General features: G+C 66.8%; 15 protein-coding genes, 2 other RNA genes and 1 pseudogene. 6 read left to right on the top strand and 12 right to left on the bottom strand.

The features are described from left to right. Window positions 1-12: 12 nt before the first annotated feature. Entirely contained in the window at window positions 13-369 is a 357-nt protein-coding gene (locus tag LL964_RS05915; protein ID WP_104587363.1) for a GFA family protein, read from the bottom strand. Between the two features lie 251 nt (window positions 370-620). Here LL964_RS05915 and LL964_RS05910 point away from each other — a divergent pair, with 251 nt between their 5' ends. Continuing rightward, window positions 621-2,429, top strand: coding sequence for a DUF885 domain-containing protein (locus LL964_RS05910; protein WP_104587437.1), 1,809 nt, complete (start codon window positions 621-623; stop codon window positions 2,427-2,429). 278 nt (window positions 2,430-2,707) lie between these two features. Here the strand turns inward: LL964_RS05910 and LL964_RS05905 are convergent, their stop codons facing one another. The 5 genes from LL964_RS05905 to LL964_RS05885 form a co-directional block, all read right to left on the bottom strand. Beyond that, complete coding sequence (locus LL964_RS05905; RefSeq protein WP_104587436.1) at window positions 2,708-4,540, bottom strand: ABC transporter ATP-binding protein; 1,833 nt, start codon at window positions 4,538-4,540, stop codon at window positions 2,708-2,710. A 271-nt stretch (window positions 4,541-4,811) separates the two neighbouring features. After that, complete coding sequence (locus tag LL964_RS05900; protein WP_104587435.1) at window positions 4,812-6,077, bottom strand: cation:proton antiporter; 1,266 nt, start codon at window positions 6,075-6,077, stop codon at window positions 4,812-4,814. A gap of 206 nt (window positions 6,078-6,283) precedes the next feature. After that, window positions 6,284-7,876, bottom strand: a complete 1,593-nt coding sequence (locus LL964_RS05895) for a serine hydrolase (RefSeq protein WP_104587362.1) — start codon at window positions 7,874-7,876, stop codon at window positions 6,284-6,286. Between the two features lie 20 nt (window positions 7,877-7,896). After that, window positions 7,897-8,397: a ribonuclease E activity regulator RraA gene (gene rraA, locus LL964_RS05890; protein ID WP_104587361.1), complete on the bottom strand. Its 501-nt coding sequence runs from the start codon at window positions 8,395-8,397 to the stop codon at window positions 7,897-7,899. A 240-nt stretch (window positions 8,398-8,637) separates the two neighbouring features. After that, a non-coding RNA gene (locus LL964_RS05885) (sX9 sRNA) lies at window positions 8,638-8,715 on the bottom strand. 127 nt (window positions 8,716-8,842) lie between these two features. Between LL964_RS05885 and LL964_RS05880 the strand changes: the two genes are divergently transcribed. Both LL964_RS05880 and LL964_RS05875 read left to right on the top strand, forming a co-directional pair. Continuing rightward, complete coding sequence (locus LL964_RS05880; RefSeq protein WP_104587360.1) at window positions 8,843-9,676, top strand: DUF72 domain-containing protein; 834 nt, start codon at window positions 8,843-8,845, stop codon at window positions 9,674-9,676. 117 nt (window positions 9,677-9,793) lie between these two features. Continuing rightward, window positions 9,794-10,741 (top strand): DMT family transporter, encoded by a 948-nt coding sequence (locus tag LL964_RS05875; protein WP_104587359.1) that lies wholly within the window; start codon window positions 9,794-9,796, stop codon window positions 10,739-10,741. A 27-nt stretch (window positions 10,742-10,768) separates the two neighbouring features. On the opposite strand, the gene LL964_RS05870 is transcribed toward LL964_RS05875, so the two are convergent. Further along, window positions 10,769-11,839: a GGDEF domain-containing protein gene (locus LL964_RS05870; protein ID WP_104587358.1), complete on the bottom strand. Its 1,071-nt coding sequence runs from the start codon at window positions 11,837-11,839 to the stop codon at window positions 10,769-10,771. A gap of 121 nt (window positions 11,840-11,960) precedes the next feature. Next, entirely contained in the window at window positions 11,961-12,683 is a 723-nt protein-coding gene (locus LL964_RS05865) for a pseudouridine synthase (RefSeq protein ID WP_104587357.1), read from the bottom strand. An 82-nt stretch (window positions 12,684-12,765) separates the two neighbouring features. On the opposite strand from LL964_RS05865, the gene LL964_RS05860 reads away from it, so the two are divergent. Continuing rightward, a non-coding RNA gene (locus tag LL964_RS05860) (sX9 sRNA) lies at window positions 12,766-12,841 on the top strand. Window positions 12,842-12,947: 106 nt separating this feature from the next. Here LL964_RS05860 and LL964_RS05855 read toward each other — a convergent pair. Both LL964_RS05855 and LL964_RS05850 read right to left on the bottom strand, forming a co-directional pair. Continuing rightward, window positions 12,948-15,353 (bottom strand): putative bifunctional diguanylate cyclase/phosphodiesterase, encoded by a 2,406-nt coding sequence (locus LL964_RS05855; RefSeq protein WP_146092368.1) that lies wholly within the window; start codon window positions 15,351-15,353, stop codon window positions 12,948-12,950. Window positions 15,354-15,736: 383 nt separating this feature from the next. Beyond that, window positions 15,737-17,644 carry a DEAD/DEAH box helicase gene (locus LL964_RS05850; protein ID WP_104587356.1) on the bottom strand — a complete coding sequence of 636 codons (1,908 nt, stop codon included), beginning with the start codon at window positions 17,642-17,644 and terminating at the stop codon, window positions 15,737-15,739. A gap of 172 nt (window positions 17,645-17,816) precedes the next feature. Here LL964_RS05850 and LL964_RS05845 point away from each other — a divergent pair. Both LL964_RS05845 and LL964_RS05840 read left to right on the top strand, forming a co-directional pair. Beyond that, window positions 17,817-17,987 (top strand): annotated as a pseudogene (locus LL964_RS05845) (RNA polymerase subunit sigma-70); the annotation flags it as partial. A 247-nt stretch (window positions 17,988-18,234) separates the two neighbouring features. Beyond that, the gene (locus LL964_RS05840) at window positions 18,235-18,477 is read left to right on the top strand and encodes an RNA-binding S4 domain-containing protein (protein ID WP_104587355.1); all 243 of its coding nucleotides are present in this window, start codon (window positions 18,235-18,237) and stop codon (window positions 18,475-18,477) included. A gap of 63 nt (window positions 18,478-18,540) precedes the next feature. Here the strand turns inward: LL964_RS05840 and LL964_RS05835 are convergent, their stop codons facing one another. Both LL964_RS05835 and LL964_RS05830 read right to left on the bottom strand, forming a co-directional pair. Then, window positions 18,541-18,903: an FAD-dependent monooxygenase gene (locus LL964_RS05835; protein WP_323132940.1), complete on the bottom strand. Its 363-nt coding sequence runs from the start codon at window positions 18,901-18,903 to the stop codon at window positions 18,541-18,543. Between the two features lie 150 nt (window positions 18,904-19,053). Beyond that, on the bottom strand, window positions 19,054-19,455 hold the full coding sequence (locus LL964_RS05830) for an MAPEG family protein (protein WP_104587354.1): 402 nt from the start codon (window positions 19,453-19,455) through the stop codon (window positions 19,054-19,056). Between the last annotated feature and the right edge of the window lie 11 nt (window positions 19,456-19,466).

Below are 19,466 nucleotides of genomic sequence, written 5' to 3'. Positions count from 1 at the left end.
ACACGCCGGGCTTCACAAGCTGGCCCCGTCGACCTTCTGCACGCTGAACGCGGCCAGGTCCAGATCGGGAATGCAGCGCACGTTGACGGCGACACTGGCTTGGCCGGTCTCGGGATTGGCGCCCTCGCTGAACGGGGCAATGCCGCAGTCCGTGCAGTAATGATGCGCGATATGCTGCCGATTGAAGCGATAGCTTCCCATCACCGGCGTGCCCGCCCGCAGCCGCAGTTGCGATCGGGTACCGAACCAGAGCAGTCCGCCGCGACGTCGGCAGAGCGAGCAGTTGCAGTCGTAGACTTCGGTGATCGGCGTATCGGTCTCGAGCTCGAACGCGATGCGTCCGCAATGACAGCTGCCGGCGTACTGCATGGGTCGTCCTCCTTGGAGACAGTGCGTGCTTGTAGACAGTGCGTGAGGCGTGAACGGAACACCATGGACAACTGCCGGAGCGCCGCCGGCGGTGCATGACGCCGGTTGGGTAAACCCTGGCCCGCCCTGCGCTTACGGTTGCGCTCGCCTGACAGGTCGCCCTGCGGCCCGGCAGCCACTCTAAACCAATGGCGGATGCGGACGGGCGCACGGATGCCTATCCTGGTGGTTTGCCCTCATCAGGATCCATGATGCGTCAACGCCTGCTCGTCCTTGCCCTGCTCGCCGGCCTCGGTGCCTGCCAGCAGCAGCCCGAATCCCCGCGTGCCGATGCCGGTTCCGCTGCCGACGCGCAGAGTGCGCAAACCCCGGATGCGCGGTTTGCCGCGCTGTCCAAGCGCGCGCTCGACACCTGGATGCAGCTGTCGCCGGTCACTGCCACGCAGACTGGCGACCACCGCTTCGATGCGCAGATCGACGACCTCAGCGACGGCGGCCGCCAGCGCAGCCTGGAAGCCAACAAGACCTTGCTGGCCGAACTGGACGCGGTCGATGTGGCCAAGCTCTCTCGCGAGAACCAGGTGGACGCCGCCATCCTGCGCAATCAGCTGCAATCGGAGATCTGGAATACCGAAGTGCTACAGAGCTGGGCCTGGGACCCGCAGGTCTATAACAGCCTGGCCGGCAGCGCCCTGTACGGCCTGATGGCGCGCGAATTCGCACCGCTGCCCGAGCGCCTGAGCGCGGCTACCCAGCGCATGGAAAAGATTCCCGGCATCTTTGCGCAGGCGCGTGCCAACCTGGACCCGGCACGCGTGCCGAAGATCCATGCAGAGACGGTGGCCAAGCAGAACAAGGGCATCCTCAGCATCGTCGACACCTTCATCGCGCCCAACATCAGCCAGCTGGGCCCGATCGAGGCGGCGCGCGCGCAGGCAGCCATCGACAACCTGAAGAAGGCGGTCGCCGAGCAGCAGACCTGGCTGGACACCGTGCTGGTGCCCAATGCCAAGGGCGACTTCCGCGTCGGTGCGGAAAAATACGACCAGAAGCTGAAATTCGCGCTGCTGTCGTCGCTGTCGCGTGCCGACATCAAGCAGCGCGCCGAATCCGAGCTCAAGCGCGTGCGCAGCGAAATGTACGGTATTGCGCGCAGCGTGCTCAAGGACAAGCCCGGAGCCCCGAAGCTGCCGGAGTCTCCGACCGACGACCAGCAACAGGCTGCGATCGAGGCTGCATTGGAACTGGCTTATGCCGACAAGCCTGCACGCGACAAGGTGGTGGAGCAGGCCAAGGCGGCGCTGGCGCAATCCACCGAGTTCGTACGCCAGAAGGATTTGATGACGCTGCCCGATGCGCCGGTGGACATCATCCTGATGCCCGAATTCCAGCGTGGCGTGGCGGTCGCGTACTGCGATTCGCCCGGCCCGCTCGACAAGAATCTCAAGACCTTCTACGCGGTATCGCCGATTCCCGACGACTGGAACGACAAGCAGGTCGACTCGTTCCTGCGCGAATACAACACCCGCATGATCCACCTGCTCAGCATCCACGAAGGCACCCCGGGCCACTACCTGGAAGGCTGGCACTCGGCGAAGTTCCCGTCCACGTTGCGTGCCGTGCTGCGCTCGGGCATGTTCGCCGAAGGCTGGGCGGTGTACACCGAGCGCATGATGCAGGAACAGGGTTATCTGGATAACGACCCGTTGTTCCATCTGGTGCAGCTGAAGTTCTATCTGCGCACGATTGCCAACGCCATCCTCGACCAGGGCGTGCATGTGGACGGCTGGGATCGCGACAAGGCGATGCACCTGATGACCCACGACACCTTCCAGCAGGAGAGCGAAGCGGCGGGCAAGTGGGTGCGTGCGCAGTTGTCGTCAGCGCAGTTGCCGACCTACTTCGTCGGCGTGCAGGAACATCTGGATACGCGCAAGGCGGTGCAGGAGAAGCTCGGCGACACGTTCGAGCTGAAGGCCTACCACGACAAGGTGCTGTCCTACGGCGCCCCGCCGGTGCGCTTCGCGCGCGAGTTGATGCTGGATCAGCCGATCGAGTGATTGATCCGTCTCGCGCACGCGAAAGAGAAGCTCCTGCGAAGCTTCTGCGGATTCGATCCATCCCCTTCTCCCGCATGCGGGAGAAGGTGCCCCGCAGGGGCGGATGAGGGGCGCCGCAGAAGTTTACGCGTCTCTGCAATGACAAACGCGTCGCCACGCGCCTTTGAAGGTGACGCACCCATTGCTCCGCCCCGTACCCTCACCCCAACCCCTCTCCCGCAGGAGAGGGGCGTGTTGCTGCGGTGGTTGCACATGCACGCTACCCCAGGAAAGCTCCCTCACCCATCCACCGCAACGAACCCACCCGTCTGCCGCGCCCATAGCCTGGCATACAGCCCGCCATGCGCGATCAACTCGGCGTGGGTGCCGGTCTCGACGATGCGCCCGCCATCCATCACCACCAGCCGGTCCATGCGCGCAATGGTCGACAGCCGGTGCGCGATCGCGATGACGGTCTTGTTACCCATCAAGGCGTCCAGGCTGTCCTGGATCGCCGCCTCCACCTCCGAATCCAGTGCAGAGGTGGCCTCGTCCAGGATCAGGATCGGTGCGTCCTTGAGCAGCACGCGCGCGATGGCGATGCGCTGGCGCTGACCGCCGGAGAGCTTGACTCCGCGCTCGCCCACATGCGCATCGAAGCCGCGGCGGCCTTCGCCATCCACCAGCGTGTCGATGAAGTCTTCCGCGCGCGCCTTGCGCACCGCCTCCAGCAGCTGCTCCTCGCTGGCCTGCGGGCGACCGTATAACAGGTTGTCGCGGATCGAACGATGCAGCAGCGAGGTGTCCTGGGTCACCAATCCGATCTGTCCGCGCAGGCTTTCCTGCGTGACCTGCGCGATGTCCTGACCATCGATCAGGATGCGCCCCTGTTCCAAGTCGTAGAGCCGCAGCAACACGTTGACCAGGGTGGACTTGCCCGCACCGGACGGCCCGACCAGACCGATCTTCTCGCCGGCGCGCACCTGCAGGTCCAGCCCGGCGATCACGCCGCCACGCTTGCCGTAGTGGAAGTGGATTTGCTCGAACTGTACCTGCCCCTGGGTCACCTGCAGCGGCACCGCATCGGGCGCATCCTGTACCTGCGCCGGTTGCGAGATGGTCTGCATGCCGTCCTGCACGGTGCCGATATCTTCGAAGATGCCGTTGACCGTCCACATGATCCAGCCGGACATGTTGTGGATGCGAATCACCAGGCCGGTGGCCAGGGTGATCGCACCCACGCTGATCTGGCCGCGACTCCACAGCCATAGCGCCAGCGCGCAGGTGCCTACGATCAGGAAGCCGTTGGCCATGGCGATGGCGGTGTCCATCGCGGTGGTCACCCGCGTCTGCCGCCGGTGCTTGACCGCCAGTTCGTCGATGGCATCGCGCACATAGGCCTGCTCGCGGCCGGCATGCGCGAACAGCTTGAGCGTGGAGATGTTGGTGTATCCATCGACGATGCGGCCGGTCGCCTTGGAGCGCGCATCCGAGGCGACCCAGGCGCGCGCCTTCATGCGCGGCACGAAGAACGCCATCAGCGCCACATAGACCACCAGCCAGAGCAACAGCGGCGCCATCAGCCACGGATCGGCCTGGGCGAACAGCCACAATGCACTGCCGGTATAGACCACGATGTACCAGAGGGCATCGACCATCTGCACCGCCGATTCGCGCAACGAGGTGCCGGTCTGCATCACCCGGTTGGCGATGCGGCCGGCGAAATCGTTGTTGAAGAAACCCAGGCTCTGCCGCACCACGTAGTTGTGCATCAGCCAGCGCGACCGATTGCTCAGGCCCGGCACGATGGCCTGATTGACCAGCAGGTTGTGCAGACCGGTGAACAATGGCCGCGCGATCAGGGTGATGCCCGCCATCCACGCCAGCTCGCCGGCATGGCGCCGGAAGAAGTCCGGCCCTGGCCGCTCGGCCAGCATGTCCACGATGCGCCCCAGGAAGTCGAACATCGCCACTTCCACCAGCGCCAGCAGCAATCCCGCCAGCAGCGTAGCGAGCAGGATCGGCCACAGCGGCCGCAGGTAATGCAGATAGAACCGCCACACGCTGCGCGGCGGCATGTCCCGCTCGATGGGCGGGAAAATATCGATCAGGGATTCGAACCAGCGGAACATTGCAGCCACATCGCCGACAGCGGGCGCCCAGGCTAGCCGATCGAAGGTCGGCGTGCAGTGGTGGATCGGTGCGGCCGGCAGTGGGGGCAGCGCCACAGCGTGCGCGACGCCGGCTCGCAGAGACTGCCGTGCCTGCGGAGCCAGCCATGGCGGCGCCACGGCATCAAATCGGTGCCGGGCGACAGCCACGCCCGTCGATAGCTGTTCTGAACGGCTGACGCAGTCGTTCTGTCAGCCGCTCGTAGCCGCCCGTTCCGCGGCTGACGGCGGATCACCGCGATTGCAGGCTCGGCACCGCGTCGGTCACGTTGGCGTGCCGGCGCATGATCCAGTTGAACAACGGCGTGGCCATCAGCGTGGACAGGATCGCCATCAGCACCAATACCGAGAACAGGCCCTGCTCGATCACTCCGGCCTGCAAGCCGATATTGATGATGATCAGCTCCATCAGCCCGCGTGCATTCATCAGCGAGCCGATCGCCATCGCGTCGCGATTGTTCTCGCCGGTGGCGCGCGCCGCGGCCCAGCAGGCCAGGCCCTTGCCGGCGAACGAGGCGGCCAGGATCACGACACCGGCCAGCATGATCTGCGGCTGCAGCAACACGCTGAGCTGGGTCTTCAGACCCGAGTAGGTGAAGAACAAGGGCAGCAGCAAGACCACCACGAACGGCTGCATCATCTCGCGCAGTTTTTCGGTCAAGGGGCCCTTGGGCAGGCAGACGCCGAGCAGGAAGCCGCCGAACACCGCATGGATGCCGATCGCGTCCATCGCCCAGGCGCTGACGCAGAACAGCATCAGCACCACCGCCAGCACGCCGTTTCCAAGCGGTTGACCGGGCACCACATGGTCGGCCAACCGGCGCAGCAGACGACGCCCGACGAAGATCATGAACACCGCATAGCCGATCCCTCCGCCGATGGCCAGGTACGCACTGCCCCAACTGCCGCCGAAGCTCGCCAGTACCACCGCCAGGATGCACCAGGCTGCAGCGTCGTCGAATGCGCCTGCAGTCAGCGCCAGCGTGCCCAGGGGGCTGTTGGTCAGGCCACGCTCGTGGATGATGCGGGCCAGCATCGGGAATGCGGTGATGGCGATGGCCGCGCCCAGGAACAACGACGCTTCCAGCAGCTTGGCCTTCTCCGAAAACAGCCCACCCACCGTCAGCAGCCACGGGCACAACGCGAACGCCAGAGCGAACGGTACCGCAATGCCGGCCAGCGAGACGCTCATCGCGCTGCGGTAGCGCGCACGGAAGTGATCGCCACGGAAGTCGGTGCCCACCAGGAACATGTACAGACCCACGCCGAACTGCGCGAATACGTACAGCACGTCCATGGTCTGCTTGGGAAACAACGCCGCCTGCCACTGCGGCAGCAGCAGGCCGAACAACGACGGCCCCAGCATCACGCCGGCGATCATCTCGCCCACCACCTGTGGCTGCCCCAGCCGTTTGGCCAGCAAGCCCACGAACCGGCAGACCAGCAGGATCGCGGCGGCCTGCAGGAAGAAATACACCGACATCTGCGGAGTGGTCATGCGCCAGGCGACATCCTTGAGAAGTGCGCGGATCATAACCAGCCTTGTCGGCTGGCGGTAGCGCGACGGTCACTGGCGCGCGCCCGGCCTGCGCGTCTTGCTTCGGCATCACGCGACGCCGCGCATCGCTCAGCCGGCGCGTGCGACCACGTGCGTGCCAGCGTGGGCCGGTGGCCGCGGCGGCATGCGCGGCGGCCGCAAGCGCGTCATTGCTGCGACGCGGACTCCGCCGTCACCGGCGTCAGCACCAGGTCCTGGAAATCGAAGCTGAAATCGGTCAGCGGCGACACCGCCTCCATCCGCAGCTCGCGCACCGCGCCGTCTGCGGTCAGCGCAAAATTGACGAAGGCGTCGGCATTCAAGGAGCGATCGTCCCAGCGCACGATGAAACTGTCGTGCTGCCAGTGCTCCAGCGTGCCGAGCAATTGCGCGGTCTTGGCGAACTGCATGCGCAGTCGTTTTCCGTCCTGGCGGATCACCACATCGCCGTACCAGGGGTCGCGATAGGTCGCCGCATAAGCGCTCAGCGGCAGCGATGGTGTCGAGCGTGCGGCGCGTGCCTGCCGATGCCGCGCCCAGCCGGCATCGGCGTCGGCGCCGGTCTTTTCCACCGCCTTGGCATAGGCCGTGGTCCAATCGGTTGGCGGCAAGTGCAGATAGGCGTCAAGCACCTGCAGGGTCAGCGCACCGAAGGCGGCCCCTACCTCCTGATTGGTCAGCACCACCACACCCAGCTTCTGCTCCGGCAACAGCGTCACCCGCGACACCATGCCGGGCCAGCCGCCGGTATGCCACACCATGCGATGGCCACGGTAATCGCTCAGGCTCCAGCCCTCGCCATAGCCGGCGAAGTTCGGCATCGCGCCGGCCAGCTCGGGGACCGGTGCGTCGCCAACGGTGATCGGCGTGATCATCGACCACATCTCGCGCTGACGCTTGGCACTGAACAATGGCGTGCCATCCGGCAACTGGCCACCAGCCAGCTGAACCTTCATCCACAATGCCATGTCATGCGCGCTGGCGTAGATGCCGCCGGCGCCGGAGTTGTTGGACCAGGTCAACGGCGCGACGGTGCGCAAGTCGGTGAAGTCGTATTTGGCGTGCCCGACGGCAGCGTTGTCGCCAGGCTGCAGATGATCGGCATTGAAGCGCGCGCCGCGCATGCCGACCGGAGCGAAGATGCGCTGCTGCAGGAACTGCGCGTAGGATTGCCCGGAAACCTGCTCGATCACCTTCTGCGCGACCGCGTAGAGAATGTTGTCGTAGGCGTAGCGATCGCGGAAGCCGCCTTTCAACGGCACCTTGGACAGCCGCTGCACGACCTCTTCGGTGGTATAGCTGGTGGTGGGCCAGAACAACAGATCGCCCGCACCCAGGCTCAGGCCGCTGCGGTGCGCCAGCAGATCGCGCAGGCGCATCTCGTTGCCGACGTACGGGTCGGACATGCGAAACCACGGCAAATGTTCGATGACCCTGTCGTCGAGCGAGAGCTTGCCCTCGTCGGCCAGGATCGACAGCGATGCGGCGGTGAAGGCCTTGGTGTTGGAAGCGATCGCGAACAGCGTATCGGCCTGCACCGGTTCCGGCTTGCCGGTCTCGCGCACGCCATAGCCGCGTTCCAGCACGATCTCGCCGTCCTTGACGATGGCCACCGCGATTCCGGGCACATCGAACTGCTTGCGCACGCGCTCGACCTGCGCATCGAATTGCTGCATCCCGTCCGGCAACTGCGCCGCCTGCGTCGTGGTCAAGGTCGCCAGCATCAGCACTCCCCCCGTCAACCAGTGATTCAAAGTCATTGCCAGCCCCTCATTGTCGATCAGACCACACCGGCGCCGCCGTCCAGCGGCAGCGGCAACGTCGAAACCAGAACTCCGTCGACATCGGCGTATAGCCAGTGCCCCGGCACGAACGCCACGCCAGCGAAGTTGACCGGTACATCGGTCTCGCCCAGATCGCGCCGTTCGGTGCGGCGCGGGCAGGCGGCCAGCGCCAGCACGCCCAGCGGCAGCGTCGCCAGGCTCGCCACATCGCGCACGCACCCGTGGATCAGTACGCCGGCCCAGCCGTTGGCCACCGCCTGTGCGGCGATCCGGTCGCCGAGCAGCGCGTGCTTCGACGAACCCTGCCCGTCCACCACCAACACACGCCCATGGCCGGGCATGGACGCCAGCTCGCGCACGCGCGAATTGTCCTCGAAGCAGCGCACCGTGGCGATCGAGCCGGCGAACGCCGTGCGGCCGCCGAAGTGCCGGAACAGCGGCTCGGCAACGATCACCTCGGGAAAGCTGTCACACAGATCGGACGTGGTCCAGGTCATCGATGCGGTCTCATGCGGACGAGTGGGCATGGTAGCCGTCCGCGTCGATACCCGGGTGGCTGTGAATGAAAAAGCGCGCGCTGGCGCGCAGGCAGACAGCCTGATGCTGGCGCGCGCAGTCCGCCGCATGGCGCGCTCACGGCCGTACTGCGCCAGCGTGCAGCCGCCGGTCCGGCAGGACAGATACGCGCCATCCGCCCCTGTCACGTGCCATCGCAGCGACAGGTGCCAGACTGAAGCGGCTGACGGAAACGTAGCAAACAGTCGTCGGGCAGGGATGGACGGCGCGCTCGAAACCGGACTGTACGAACGGAATATGGGGAATCGAGCACCGGCCGCGCCCGCCTGCCGGCTGCATGCTAGTTTCGTTGGCTGCGCTGCACGGCGGCCTCCACTTCCCGAGCGGACAGCGCCACCGTCCCTGTCCCTTCAACGAGTTCCTGCCATGACCGATCTGTTCGCGGCTGCGCCGCCCTCGCTGGAAGGCATCCACATCGGCATCGGTGGCTGGGTCTATGCGCCATGGCGTGCCGGCATGTTCTATCCCGAAGGGCTGGTGCAGCGCCGCGAGCTGGAATACGCCAGCCGTCATGTCACTGCCATCGAGATCAACGGCACCTACTACGGCGCGCAGAAGCCGGCGACCTATGCGAAGTGGCGCGATCAAGTGCCGGCAGGGTTCGTCTTCTCGGCCAAGGCGCCGCGCCGGATCACCCAGTCGCGCAGGTTGGCCGGTACCCGTACCCAGATCGAAGACTTCGTCGGCGGCATCGTCGAACTGGGCGATACGCTGGGCCCGTTGGTGTGGCAGTTCGAACAGGGGCATCGGCTGGCACACGATGATCTGGCCGGATTTCTGGCCCTGCTGCCCAGGCAGGTGGGCAAGCGCCGCATGCGGCACGTGCTGGAAATCCGCGACCCGGCGGCCGTGGACGCAGCATTGCTGGCGCTGGTACGCCAGCACGACGTGGCCACGGTGTTCACCGATTCGGACGAGCATCCCTCGTTCGCGGACCTGTCCACCGATTTCGTCTATGCGCGCCTGATGCGCAGCCAGGCCCGCCTGCATGCCGGCTATCCGGCCCCGGCCCTGCAGCGTTGGGCGGCACGCATCCAGGCCTGGCGACACGGCGAGGACCCGGCGGATCTGCCGCATGTGGCAACTGCCTCGCCGGCCACCAACGCGCCACGCGAGGTGTTCGTGTTCTTCATCAGCGCGGCGAAGGAGCGCAACCCGGCAGCAGCGATGGCACTGCTGCAGGAACTCACGGCCCGCTAGCGATGGCGATGGCGTAGCGCGAGCGGCGCGCAGGCCAGGCGCTGCGGCCATGCTCAGGCGTGTGGGGCGAGAGGCACTGCACGGCACCAGGGCAGCGCATTTCGGCGACAATGGCGCATGCCCAAGACCGACCTGCGCAAGGCGCAACTGCAAATTCATTTCTGCGTCCTGCTCTGGGGCATCACCGCAATCCTCGGCAAGCTGATCACCCTGCAGGCGCTGCCGCTGGTGTGGTGGCGCATGCTGATCGTGGTGGCGGCGTTGGCATTGTGGCCGCGTGTGTGGCGCGGACTGCGCGGCCTGTCCAGGCGGGTGGTGCTGGGCTATTGCGGCATCGGTGCGTTGGTCGCCCTGCACTGGTTGACCTTCTACGGTGCGATCAAACTGGCCAACGCCTCGGTGGCGGCTACCTGCATCGCGCTGGCACCGGTGTTCACCGCAGTGATCGAGCCATGGGTGACGCAGCGACCGTTCCGCCCACGCGAATTGCTGTTCGGGCTGGCCGTCCTGCCGGGCGTGGCACTGGTGGTCGGCGGCGTCCCGGACGGCATGCGCGCCGGCGTGGTGGTGGGCGCGATCTCGGCGATCTTCGTCGGGCTGTTCGGCTCGCTCAACAAGCGCATGGTGACGCATGCCGACCCGCTCACCGTCACCGCGCTGGAGCTGGGCGCCGGCACGCTGACCTTGACGCTGCTGGCACCGGCCATGCCGATGCTGCTGCCATTGCTGCATGGCGATCTGCTGGTCGTCCCCGGCCTGCACGACGGCCTGCTGCTGCTGGCCTTGTCGCTGGCCTGCACCTTGCTGCCGTTTGCGCTGGCGCTGGTGGCATTGCGCCATCTCAGCGCCTATTCGGTGCAACTGGTGACCAACCTCGAACCGGTCTACGCCATCGTGCTGGCGATCGCCCTGCTGGGCGAACAACGCGAACTCACACTGCAGTTCTATCTCGGGGTGGCGATCATTCTCGGCGCGGTGTTCCTGCACCCGATCCTGGAACGTCGGCACCGGGTAGTCCATCCAGAAGTGCTGGGCACCGCCGAAGCCAAGAACATCGTGGACTGAGAGTGTTGCGGGCCGGCGAACGCGCCGCTACTCCAGCGCCACCACCCGATCGCGCCCGCCCCGCTTGGCCGCATACAGGGCCTCGTCGGCGCGCTTGATCACCGATTCGGCAGTGTCGTGCGCCGACAGCATGGCCACGCCGATGCTGACCGTCACCGGCAATGCGCTCGTCATCGCGGCCACGCCTTGCCGCAGATACTCGCATTGCAGCCGCGCCTGCTGCAGATCCAGATCCGGCAGCAGCAGCACGAACTCTTCGCCGCCGTAGCGCGCAATGGTGCCGGCGCCCGCGACATGCGCCCGCAACAGCGAGGACAGCTCACGCAACACCCGATCGCCCTCGTCGTGCCCATGCACATCGTTGACCACCTTGAAGTGATCCACGTCCAGCAGCGCCACCGACAGTGGCCGGTTCGCAAGACGCGTCTGTTGCGTCGCCGCGGCAAGCGCAGCGGCGAATGCGCGGCGATTGGGCAGTCCGGTCAGCGGGTCGGTACGGGTCTGCTCCACCAGATCGGCATTGAGCGCCTCAATGGCCGCGTAGTACTGCGCCATCTGCTGCTCGTACCAGTCGCGCTCGCGCAGCTGTTGGCGCAACTGCCTGCCGGCCAGGCGCAGCTCCAGCAGCTGCGCAGCCTGCCGCGACAACGCCTGCAAGGCGGCGCGTTGATCCTCGCGCAGATGCGCAGGCGCCTGGTCGAACACGCACAACGAGCCCAGCGCCATGCCTTCGCTGGTGACCAGCGGCGCGCCGGCGTAGAAGCGCACCGCGCCTTCGCCGGTGACCATCGGGTTATCGAAAAAGCGCGGGTCCAGCAAGGTGTCTTCGACCGTCATCACCTCGTCCGGACGCAGGATGGCATGCGCGCAGAAGGAGATGTCGCGCGAGGCTTCGCTGCGCGGCACGCCGTGTGCGGACTTGAACCATTGACGGTGTTCGTCCACCAGCACCACGGCGGCCATCTGTGTCTCGCACACGGTCGAGGCCACCAGCGTGAGGTCGTCGAAGGCGCGCTCGGGCGGTGAATCCAGCACGTCGTACTGCCGCAGCGCGATCAGCCGCTGCGCTTCGTTCCCGGGCAGTTGCGGTTTGATCACGCGGCCAGCCCCCCTGTTGCGTGGTTATCGCCGGCAGTATGCAGGAGCCCGCCTCGCCGAGCCATCCGCGCGGCCGGCAGGCGGCCACGCAGCTGTCCTGCGGTTCATCCCGCCGGCCGGCTCACCAGTCGGTCCGTTGCGGCAGCAGCCCGCGCAGTTCGGCGTCGCTGAGATTGCGCCATTGCCCTGGCTTGAGCGCGGCCAGCTTGATGTTGTCGATGCGCACCCGGCGCAACTGCGTCACCCGGTACCCGAACGCGGCGGCCATCAAGCGGATCTGTCGGTTCAAGCCCTGCTCCAGCACGATGCGGAAGCCGAATTTGGCGATCCGCGCGGTGCGGCACGGCAGGGTGGTCTGGTCGTGGATGCGCACGCCGCGCGCCATGCCGCGCAGGAAGTCGTCGGTGACTGCCTTGTTGACAGCTACCAGGTATTCCTTCTGGTGGCGGTTTTCGGCGCGCAGGATCTCGTTAACGATGTTGCCGTTGCTGGTCATCAGGATCAGTCCTTCGGAGTCCTTGTCCAGACGTCCGATCGGAAAGATGCGTTGTTCGTGGCCGACGAAGTCGACGATGTTGCCCTTGACCGAACTCTCGGTGGTGCAGGTCACGCCCACCGGCTTGTTGAGCGCGATGTACACGTGCTTGCGGCCGCCGGGCGTTTTCGCCTCGCGTGCGCGCAGCGGTTGGCCGTCCACCAGCACGGTATCGTCCTCGCCCACCACCGCACCGGTGCCGGCCACCACGCCATTGACGGTGACGCGGCGCTCGCCGATCAGGCGATCGGCCTCGCGGCGCGAGCAGAAGCCGGTTTCGGCGATGTGTTTGTTGAGTCGGGTCGTCATCGGCAGATTATCGGCGATTTAGAGCAGCTAACAGAACTACTGCGCAGCCGCCAGGCGGGCGCGGCCGGTGCTCGGAATCGGCATGTACCACTCGTACATTCCGGTTCCTCCGCGCCGTCCACACCCACCTGACGACCGCTCGCTACGTCCTGTGAGCCGCTCTTGACCGAACGTGCGCCGCGACATGTCGGGCGGGCCGCTATCGCTCCGGTCGGCGGCGACGCGCGCGCACGACGCAGTCGCGCGCATCGCTCACGCGCACGCTCAGCCAGATACCGCCAATCGCGGCTGCGGCAGGTACAGCTCTTCCAGCGGACACGGGCGATGCAGGCTGAATCCCTGCACCTGGCCCACACCGGCCTGGCGCAGGCCGGGAATATCGGCTTCCGACTCCACGCCTTCGGCCACCACCTCGATACCCAACGCCAGCCCCACCTGGGCGATCGAATGCACCGCGGCGCGGTCCACCGCATCGTGCGCATAGTTGCGCACGAAGCCGCAGTCGATCTTCAGCACGTCGACGGTGAACTGCTTGAGGTAGGCGAACGAGGCCAGCCCGCTGCCGAAGTCGTCCAGCGCCACATGGCAGCCGCGCGAGCGCACGCTCTGCACGAAACGCTGTGCGTGCTCCAGATCGCCGATGACCGCGGTCTCGGTGATCTCCATGCACAACTTGGACACCAGGGTGGGATAACGCTCGAACAGGGCGCATACGAAGTCGAGGAAATCCGGCTGCGCGATCGACTGCGCCGACAGGTTGACGTGGCACAGGTCCAGGCTCGCCACATGCAGCGGGTTGGCCGACAGTTGCGCGCACAGAGTTTCCAGCACATGCGCATCGACCATGCGCCCCAGCCCGTAGCGCTCCACCGCAGGCAGGAATTCGCCCGGGTTCAGCACGCGCCCGTCGCGCGCGCGCATGCGCACCAGCACCTCGTACTGCAGTCGCGTGGGGTCGCTCAGCACCTGGATCTTCTGTGCATACAGCAGTAGCCGGTCCTCGGCGATGGCCTGCTGCACCGCGCTGATCCAGCCGCCATCGTGGCGGCGCCGCGCCAGCGCCAGATCGCTTTCGCCGAAACAACGGATGCGGTTGCGCCCTTCTTCCTTGGCCGCGAAGCAGGCCAGATCGGCGGCGGTCATCAAGGCGTTGACGTCGCTGGCGCCATCGCGGATCTCCACCACGCCGAAGCTGCAACTCGGCGTCAGCGGGCGCCCGCCCTGGTGGCTCCACGGCTGCCCGAGCACGCCGTGCATGCGCTCCAGCAGCGACTGCGCCTGGGCCAGATCGGTGTTGGCCAGCAGGATCGCAAACTCGTCCCCGCCCAGCCGTCCCAGCCAGTCGCCGGGCCGCAGCTGCATGGTGATGACATCGGCGAAGTGGCACAGGAATTTGTCGCCGACCGCATGGCCGAAGGTGTCGTTCACCAGTTTGAAGTGGTCCAGATCGACGAAGCACAACGCATGGCAGGTCTGCGGCGGATGCGGCCCCTCGATCAGGCGCAGCAGCCGTCGCTCGATCTCGCGCCGGTTGATCAGGCCGGTCAGGGCATCGTGCCGCGCATGGAACGCGACCTCCTCGGCCAGCTCGTGCGCGTGCGAGACGTCCTCGATCACCGCCAGCACCAGCGTCGGTTCCTCCGGACCCGGCTCCACCAGCGAAGCGCTCCAGCGCCCCCACATCACCCCGCCATCGGCGCGCAGAAACCGCAGCTCGGCCGATTGCAGCAGCCGCGGCCAGTCGATCATGCCGCGGCTGTCCAGCACGATATCGTCCGGGTGCATCACCTGGGCCAGCGTGCAGGCCTGCAATTCCTCCGGGCGATAACGCAGGATGTTGGCCATCGATGCATTGGCATCCAGCACATGGCCGCGCAGATCGAATTTCACCATGCCCAGCGCGGCCTGCTGAAATGCAGTGCGAAAACGCCCTTCGTGCGACAGCAGATAATCGCGGATGCGGCGGGTGGCCAGCACGCAGGTGGTCACCACCAGCAGCAGGGTGGCCAGACTGCAGATCGCCATCACATCGCGCAGCAGCCGCACCGAGCGGGTCAGCAGCGTCAGGAACTGGGCCGCATTGTGGCGCATGCGCCCATCGAGCAGGTGCAGCTCCTCGCGCAGGGCCTTCAGGATGTGCGGATCCGGCTGGCCGGTGGCCTGCGCCGAGGCCGCGCGATCGGCCAGCGAACTGAGCTGCAGGATGTCGGCATCGGTCTGCTTCCACAGCGCGATCGCATCGCCCAGATAGGGAAAGCCCTGGCCGTAGCGATACAGCCGCACCATTTGCGGCATGTCCTCTGGGGCATTGCGGCCGGCGCTCAGGCCGGCATTGACCAGCTCCCAATCGATCGTCGGCTGTTCGACCGCGATACGCGCCGTGCGGTCGCCCAGCGGCACCGCCAGCGCGCGACAGGCGGCCTGCAGGTCGGCCGGATCGCCACTGCCCAGATACCGTTCCAGCCAATAGACCGATTCCTGCTGGGCCTTGGACCAATGGCTCTCGCCAACGATCCAGGCGGTCGCACCGGACTGGGTCTCGATCGCCAGCGCCGACACCACGGCCATGACCACGGCAGCGCCGAGCAGCAGCGCCAAAGGCAGCGTCAGCCAGCCGCGCACCAGGTGCATGGTCTGACCATTGCCGTTGCCGCGTGCCGCCTGCGCCATTGTCATCGCCCCTTCGCCGCCTCGGTACGCTTCAGGCAGCCAGTGGGCGCCTGAAGCCAGTAGCGGCCGCAACGGCCCAAGCTGTATGGCCGCGTTCGCTCGCCATGGCGGATGCCGCGGCAGACCGCTCGGACACAACCGGCGCAGTTGCCGGCCGCTGTGGAGTGCCCCGAGGCGTCAGCGGCGTCATGCACCCCCATGCATAGCAATCTCGACTGGCGCGGCGCCGCCGGCGCCCTGCCCCGCCTCCGAACGAGAGACGCCATGGCATAGCCACGCGCAGTGCGCAATCGCTGGACACGCGCGGACGTTCTGCACCCACCGCGCCTACCCGGTGAAGACGCGACCGGCGCGCCCCCGGCAACGGCCCCGCTTGACCGCGCTTACTCGCCGCGCGGCTTGGGCGGCCCCTTGCGATGCGGCGCGCCGAAGCGGTCCGTCGGCCGCGCCGGACCGTTCGGACGGCCCGAGGGCTTGGCCCCGCGCGGGAAGCGCGGCTTGGACGCGGCGGCGGCGGCCTCGCCATCTTCCAGCTTGCGCATGTTGAGCTGCTGGCCGGACACCCACACTTTCTTCAGGTGCTGCAGCAGTTCGCGCGGCATGTCCGCCGGCAGGTCCAGGATCGAGTAGTCGTGCTGGATGTCGATGCGGCCGATGTAGCGGCTCTCCAGACCGGCCTCGTTGGCGATCGCGCCGACGATGTTGGCCGGCTTCACGCCATGGCTGTGGCCCACTTCGATGCGGTAGCTCTCCATGCCGAACTCCGGCTCGCCACGTGGGGCCGGCTCACGACGCGGACGCTCGCCGGCATCCTCGCCACGCGGCGGACGCGGAGCGCGCTCGCTGTCGGCACGCGGGCCGCGCTCGAACTTCGGCTCGAAGCGCGGGCGCTCGCCGCGCTCGCCGCGATCGGCACGCTCGTGGCGCTCGCGCGGCGCGGCATCCTCGCGGGCGCCGCGCACCGGCGGGGTCAGCAGAAACGGCGCATCGCCCTGCAGCAGCCTGGCAAGCGCTGCGGCGATATCGATCGCCGGCACGTTGTTCTCGCTCTCGAAACGCTGCAGCAGGTCCCGATACAACTCGATCTGCCCACCCGCCAGGGTTTCGCTGATGCGGCTCATGAAGCGCGCCACGCGGGTGTCGTTGACCGCATCCACGCTGGGCAATTGCATCTCTTCGATCGGCTGGCGGGTGGCGCGTTCGATCGAACGCAGCATGCCCTTCTCGCGCGGGGTGACGAACAGGATCGCCTCGCCGCTGCGACCGGCACGCCCGGTGCGACCGATGCGGTGCACATAGCTTTCGGTGTCGTAGGGGATGTCGTAATTCAGCACATGGCTGATGCGCTCCACATCCAGGCCGCGCGCGGCCACGTCGGTGGCGACCAGGATGTCCAGCTTGCCGTCCTTGAGCTGGGCGATGGTCTTCTCGCGTGCGGCCTGCTGCATGTCGCCGTTGATGGCGGCCGCGGCCATGCCGCGCGCCTGCAGCTTCTGCGCCAGTTCCTCGGTCGCCGCCTTGGTGCGCGCGAAGATGATCATGCCGTCGAACGGCTCGACCTCGAGAATGCGGGTCAGCGCGTCCAGCTTGTGCAGGCCGCTCACCCACCAGTAACGCTGGCGGATGTTGGCCGAGGTGGTGGTCTTGGCCGCGATGGTGACTTCGGCCGGCTCCTGCAGGTAGGTCTGCGCGATACGGCGGATCGCCGGTGGCATGGTGGCCGAGAACAGCGCCACCTGGCGCTGCTCGGGCAGCTTCTTCAGTACGGCCTCGACATCGTCGATGAAGCCCATGCGCAGCATTTCGTCGGCTTCGTCCAGCACCAGCGTCTTGAGCTGGGACAGGTCCAGGGTGCCGCGATCCAGGTGATCGATCACACGGCCCGGGGTTCCGACCACCACGTGCACGCCGCGCTTGAGCGCGCTGAGTTGCTGGGCATACGGTTGGCCGCCATAGACCGGCAGCACACGGAAGCCAGGAATGGCTTCGGCATACTTCTGGAACGCCTCGGCGACCTGGATGGCCAGCTCGCGCGTGGGCGCCAGCACCAGCGCCTGCGGCTTGACCTGGTGCAGATCGGCGTTGGACAGCACCGGCAGCGCAAACGCGGCGGTCTTGCCGGTACCGGTCTGGGCCTGGCCGAGCACGTCGCGGCCGGCCAGCAGCGCCGGAATGGTGGCGGCCTGGATCGGCGACGGCGACTCGTAGCCGACGGCGGCAACGGCCTTCATCACAGCGTCCGAGAGGCCGAGGTCTGCAAACAGCAGCGGCGCGGAAGATTCTTGGGTCATGGGTAACTCCGGAGGCGCCGCACGGAGCCGGCAGGCGCAAAGCAGCATAGTGTGCGCCCTTACCCCCCTCGCTGTCGAAGGGCCGTGACAGTCCGTTCAGGTTGTGAGGATTCGCCCGGTCCGGCGAATCACCCTCCCAAGCCTGCCTGCCTCCCCTCTCCGCGCCTGCCTCATGCCCTCGGAAACAGACCTCCACGCCCGATTCAACAGCCTGTTGCGACAGCATCACGGCATCGTGCTGAAGGTGGCGGCCAGCGATTGCCGCGACCGCGACGACCGCGACGAGCAGGCCCAGGAAATCGCCGCCCAGCTGTGGCAGGCGTTCCCCCGCTACGAACCGGGCGCGCACGCCATCCCTGGCTGGATCGCCTGGACGAGGCGCATGCAGGGCGCAGCATCACCCGCGCAAGCGGACTGCTGGAGGAGATCGCGCGTTTCCGGCGCGAGTGAGCGCAAGCGGTGGTGTCCAATCCCGCAGCCCTGCACGCGCAACGTCCCATGGCCACTGCGCCTCATCGCGGCGCCCGCTCATGGTGGTATTGCCGGCTGCCGCAGGCGGATAATCGCCCTCCTTTGTCAGCGAGCGCAGCATGCAGATCCTGGAATTCGACATCGACGGCGACTACATCGAGCTCCACCAGCTGCTCAAGCTGGCCGGCCTTGCCGACAGCGGCGGCCAGGGCAAGGCCATCGTCGCCAGCGGAGCGGTCAACGTCGACGGTGCGCAGGAACTGCGCAAGACCGCCAAGATCCGTCCCGGCCAGGTCGTGCAGCTGGAGGATGTGGAGATCCGCGTGATGGCCATGGATCTCGACGCTGCCGCCGCCGACTGAACGCACCAGCGTTGCGCCCGTGCCCGCTGCAACCGCAGGCGCGAATGGATTCGCCTGGCCGGCTCAGGCAGTGCGTTGGATCAGGTGCGCGGCAATCGCCCGCTTGAACGGTGCCTTCACGTGCGCGGCCCGCAGCGTAGGTTCCAGCGCGAACGGCGACCGCCCCTCCATGACCCACGCATCGCGCAATGGCGAGATCGCCTCAGCCGGAAACCGCTGCCAGATGTCCGACTGTTCCAGCAAGGCGCGCGAGGCATGGATCAACGCGATCTCGCGCCCATCGAAGGCAGGCTCGGCCAGCTGCGCCTGCGGCTGTTGACCAACCAGCACCATCGACAGGCCGGTGCCGGCCAATGCGCGCGCAAGACTCAGGCCTACCGGCCCTGCGCCAATGGTGGCGATATCCACCTTCTGCCTGCGGTACATCCGTCGTCAGCGATGCGCGCAGTCTGGAGTCGGCAGAGCGCGCGGCGCTTGATCCAGATCAAGCGCCGCGCATTCCAGTCGCGCTGGCACTGCACCCACGCGCGCCGCCAGGTCTGGCATGCCGGCGCCGTCGTGGTAACCGGCGCCGTATCAAATCCCCAGCAGCGCGCGGATCAGTTTGACGATGCCCCAGAACGACACCACCCAGATCGCACTGCGCAGATAGGGAATCCCGGCCGCATAAACCGGTACATAGGCCACGCGTGCCCAGAGATACAGTTGCACGGCCAGGGCGGTTTCCGCACTGGTACGCCCCGCCACGCTCACTGCCAGCACCGCAGCCGCGAAAATCGGAAAGGTTTCCAGGTAATTGCGGAATGCGCGGTCCAGGCGGGCCGCCACGCCGGTCAGCGGCTTGGCATCGCCATCGCGCGCGCTCGCGTTCCACTTGGTGCCGCGCTGGGCGGTCATGCTCGCCGAGGCGGCCAACAGCTGTACCAGGCCGAGCAGCATGGCCCAGCCCAGCATCTGCAATTCGATCGTCAGTTGCATGCGCGTCTCCG

It is taken from the genome of Xanthomonas melonis, from assembly GCF_020783655.1.
Lineage (GTDB): Bacteria > Pseudomonadota > Gammaproteobacteria > Xanthomonadales > Xanthomonadaceae > Xanthomonas > Xanthomonas melonis.
The sequence above is the reverse complement of the archived record's forward strand: the minus strand, read 5'-3'. Positions and strand labels throughout refer to the sequence as shown.

Bases quoted from the DNA above. Each gene is read 5' to 3' on its own strand.
- LL964_RS05915 (WP_104587363.1), bottom strand. From the start codon at position 369: ATGCAGTACGCCGGCAGCTGTCATTGCGGACGCATCGCGTTCGAGCTC.
- LL964_RS05910 (WP_104587437.1), top strand. From the start codon at position 621: ATGCGTCAACGCCTGCTCGTCCTTGCCCTGCTCGCCGGCCTCGGTGCC.
- LL964_RS05905 (WP_104587436.1), bottom strand. From the start codon at position 4,540: ATGTTCCGCTGGTTCGAATCCCTGATCGATATTTTCCCGCCCATCGAG.
- LL964_RS05900 (WP_104587435.1), bottom strand. From the start codon at position 6,077: ATGACCACTCCGCAGATGTCGGTGTATTTCTTCCTGCAGGCCGCCGCG.
- LL964_RS05895 (WP_104587362.1), bottom strand. From the start codon at position 7,876: ATGACTTTGAATCACTGGTTGACGGGGGGAGTGCTGATGCTGGCGACC.
- rraA (WP_104587361.1), bottom strand. From the start codon at position 8,397: ATGACCTGGACCACGTCCGATCTGTGTGACAGCTTTCCCGAGGTGATC.
- LL964_RS05880 (WP_104587360.1), top strand. From the start codon at position 8,843: ATGACCGATCTGTTCGCGGCTGCGCCGCCCTCGCTGGAAGGCATCCAC.
- LL964_RS05875 (WP_104587359.1), top strand. From the start codon at position 9,794: ATGCCCAAGACCGACCTGCGCAAGGCGCAACTGCAAATTCATTTCTGC.
- LL964_RS05865 (WP_104587357.1), bottom strand. From the start codon at position 12,683: ATGACGACCCGACTCAACAAACACATCGCCGAAACCGGCTTCTGCTCG.
- LL964_RS05855 (WP_146092368.1), bottom strand. From the start codon at position 15,353: ATGGCGCAGGCGGCACGCGGCAACGGCAATGGTCAGACCATGCACCTG.
- LL964_RS05850 (WP_104587356.1), bottom strand. From the start codon at position 17,644: ATGACCCAAGAATCTTCCGCGCCGCTGCTGTTTGCAGACCTCGGCCTC.
- LL964_RS05840 (WP_104587355.1), top strand. From the start codon at position 18,235: ATGCAGATCCTGGAATTCGACATCGACGGCGACTACATCGAGCTCCAC.
- LL964_RS05835 (WP_323132940.1), bottom strand. From the start codon at position 18,903: ATGTACCGCAGGCAGAAGGTGGATATCGCCACCATTGGCGCAGGGCCG.
- LL964_RS05830 (WP_104587354.1), bottom strand. From the start codon at position 19,455: ATGCAACTGACGATCGAATTGCAGATGCTGGGCTGGGCCATGCTGCTC.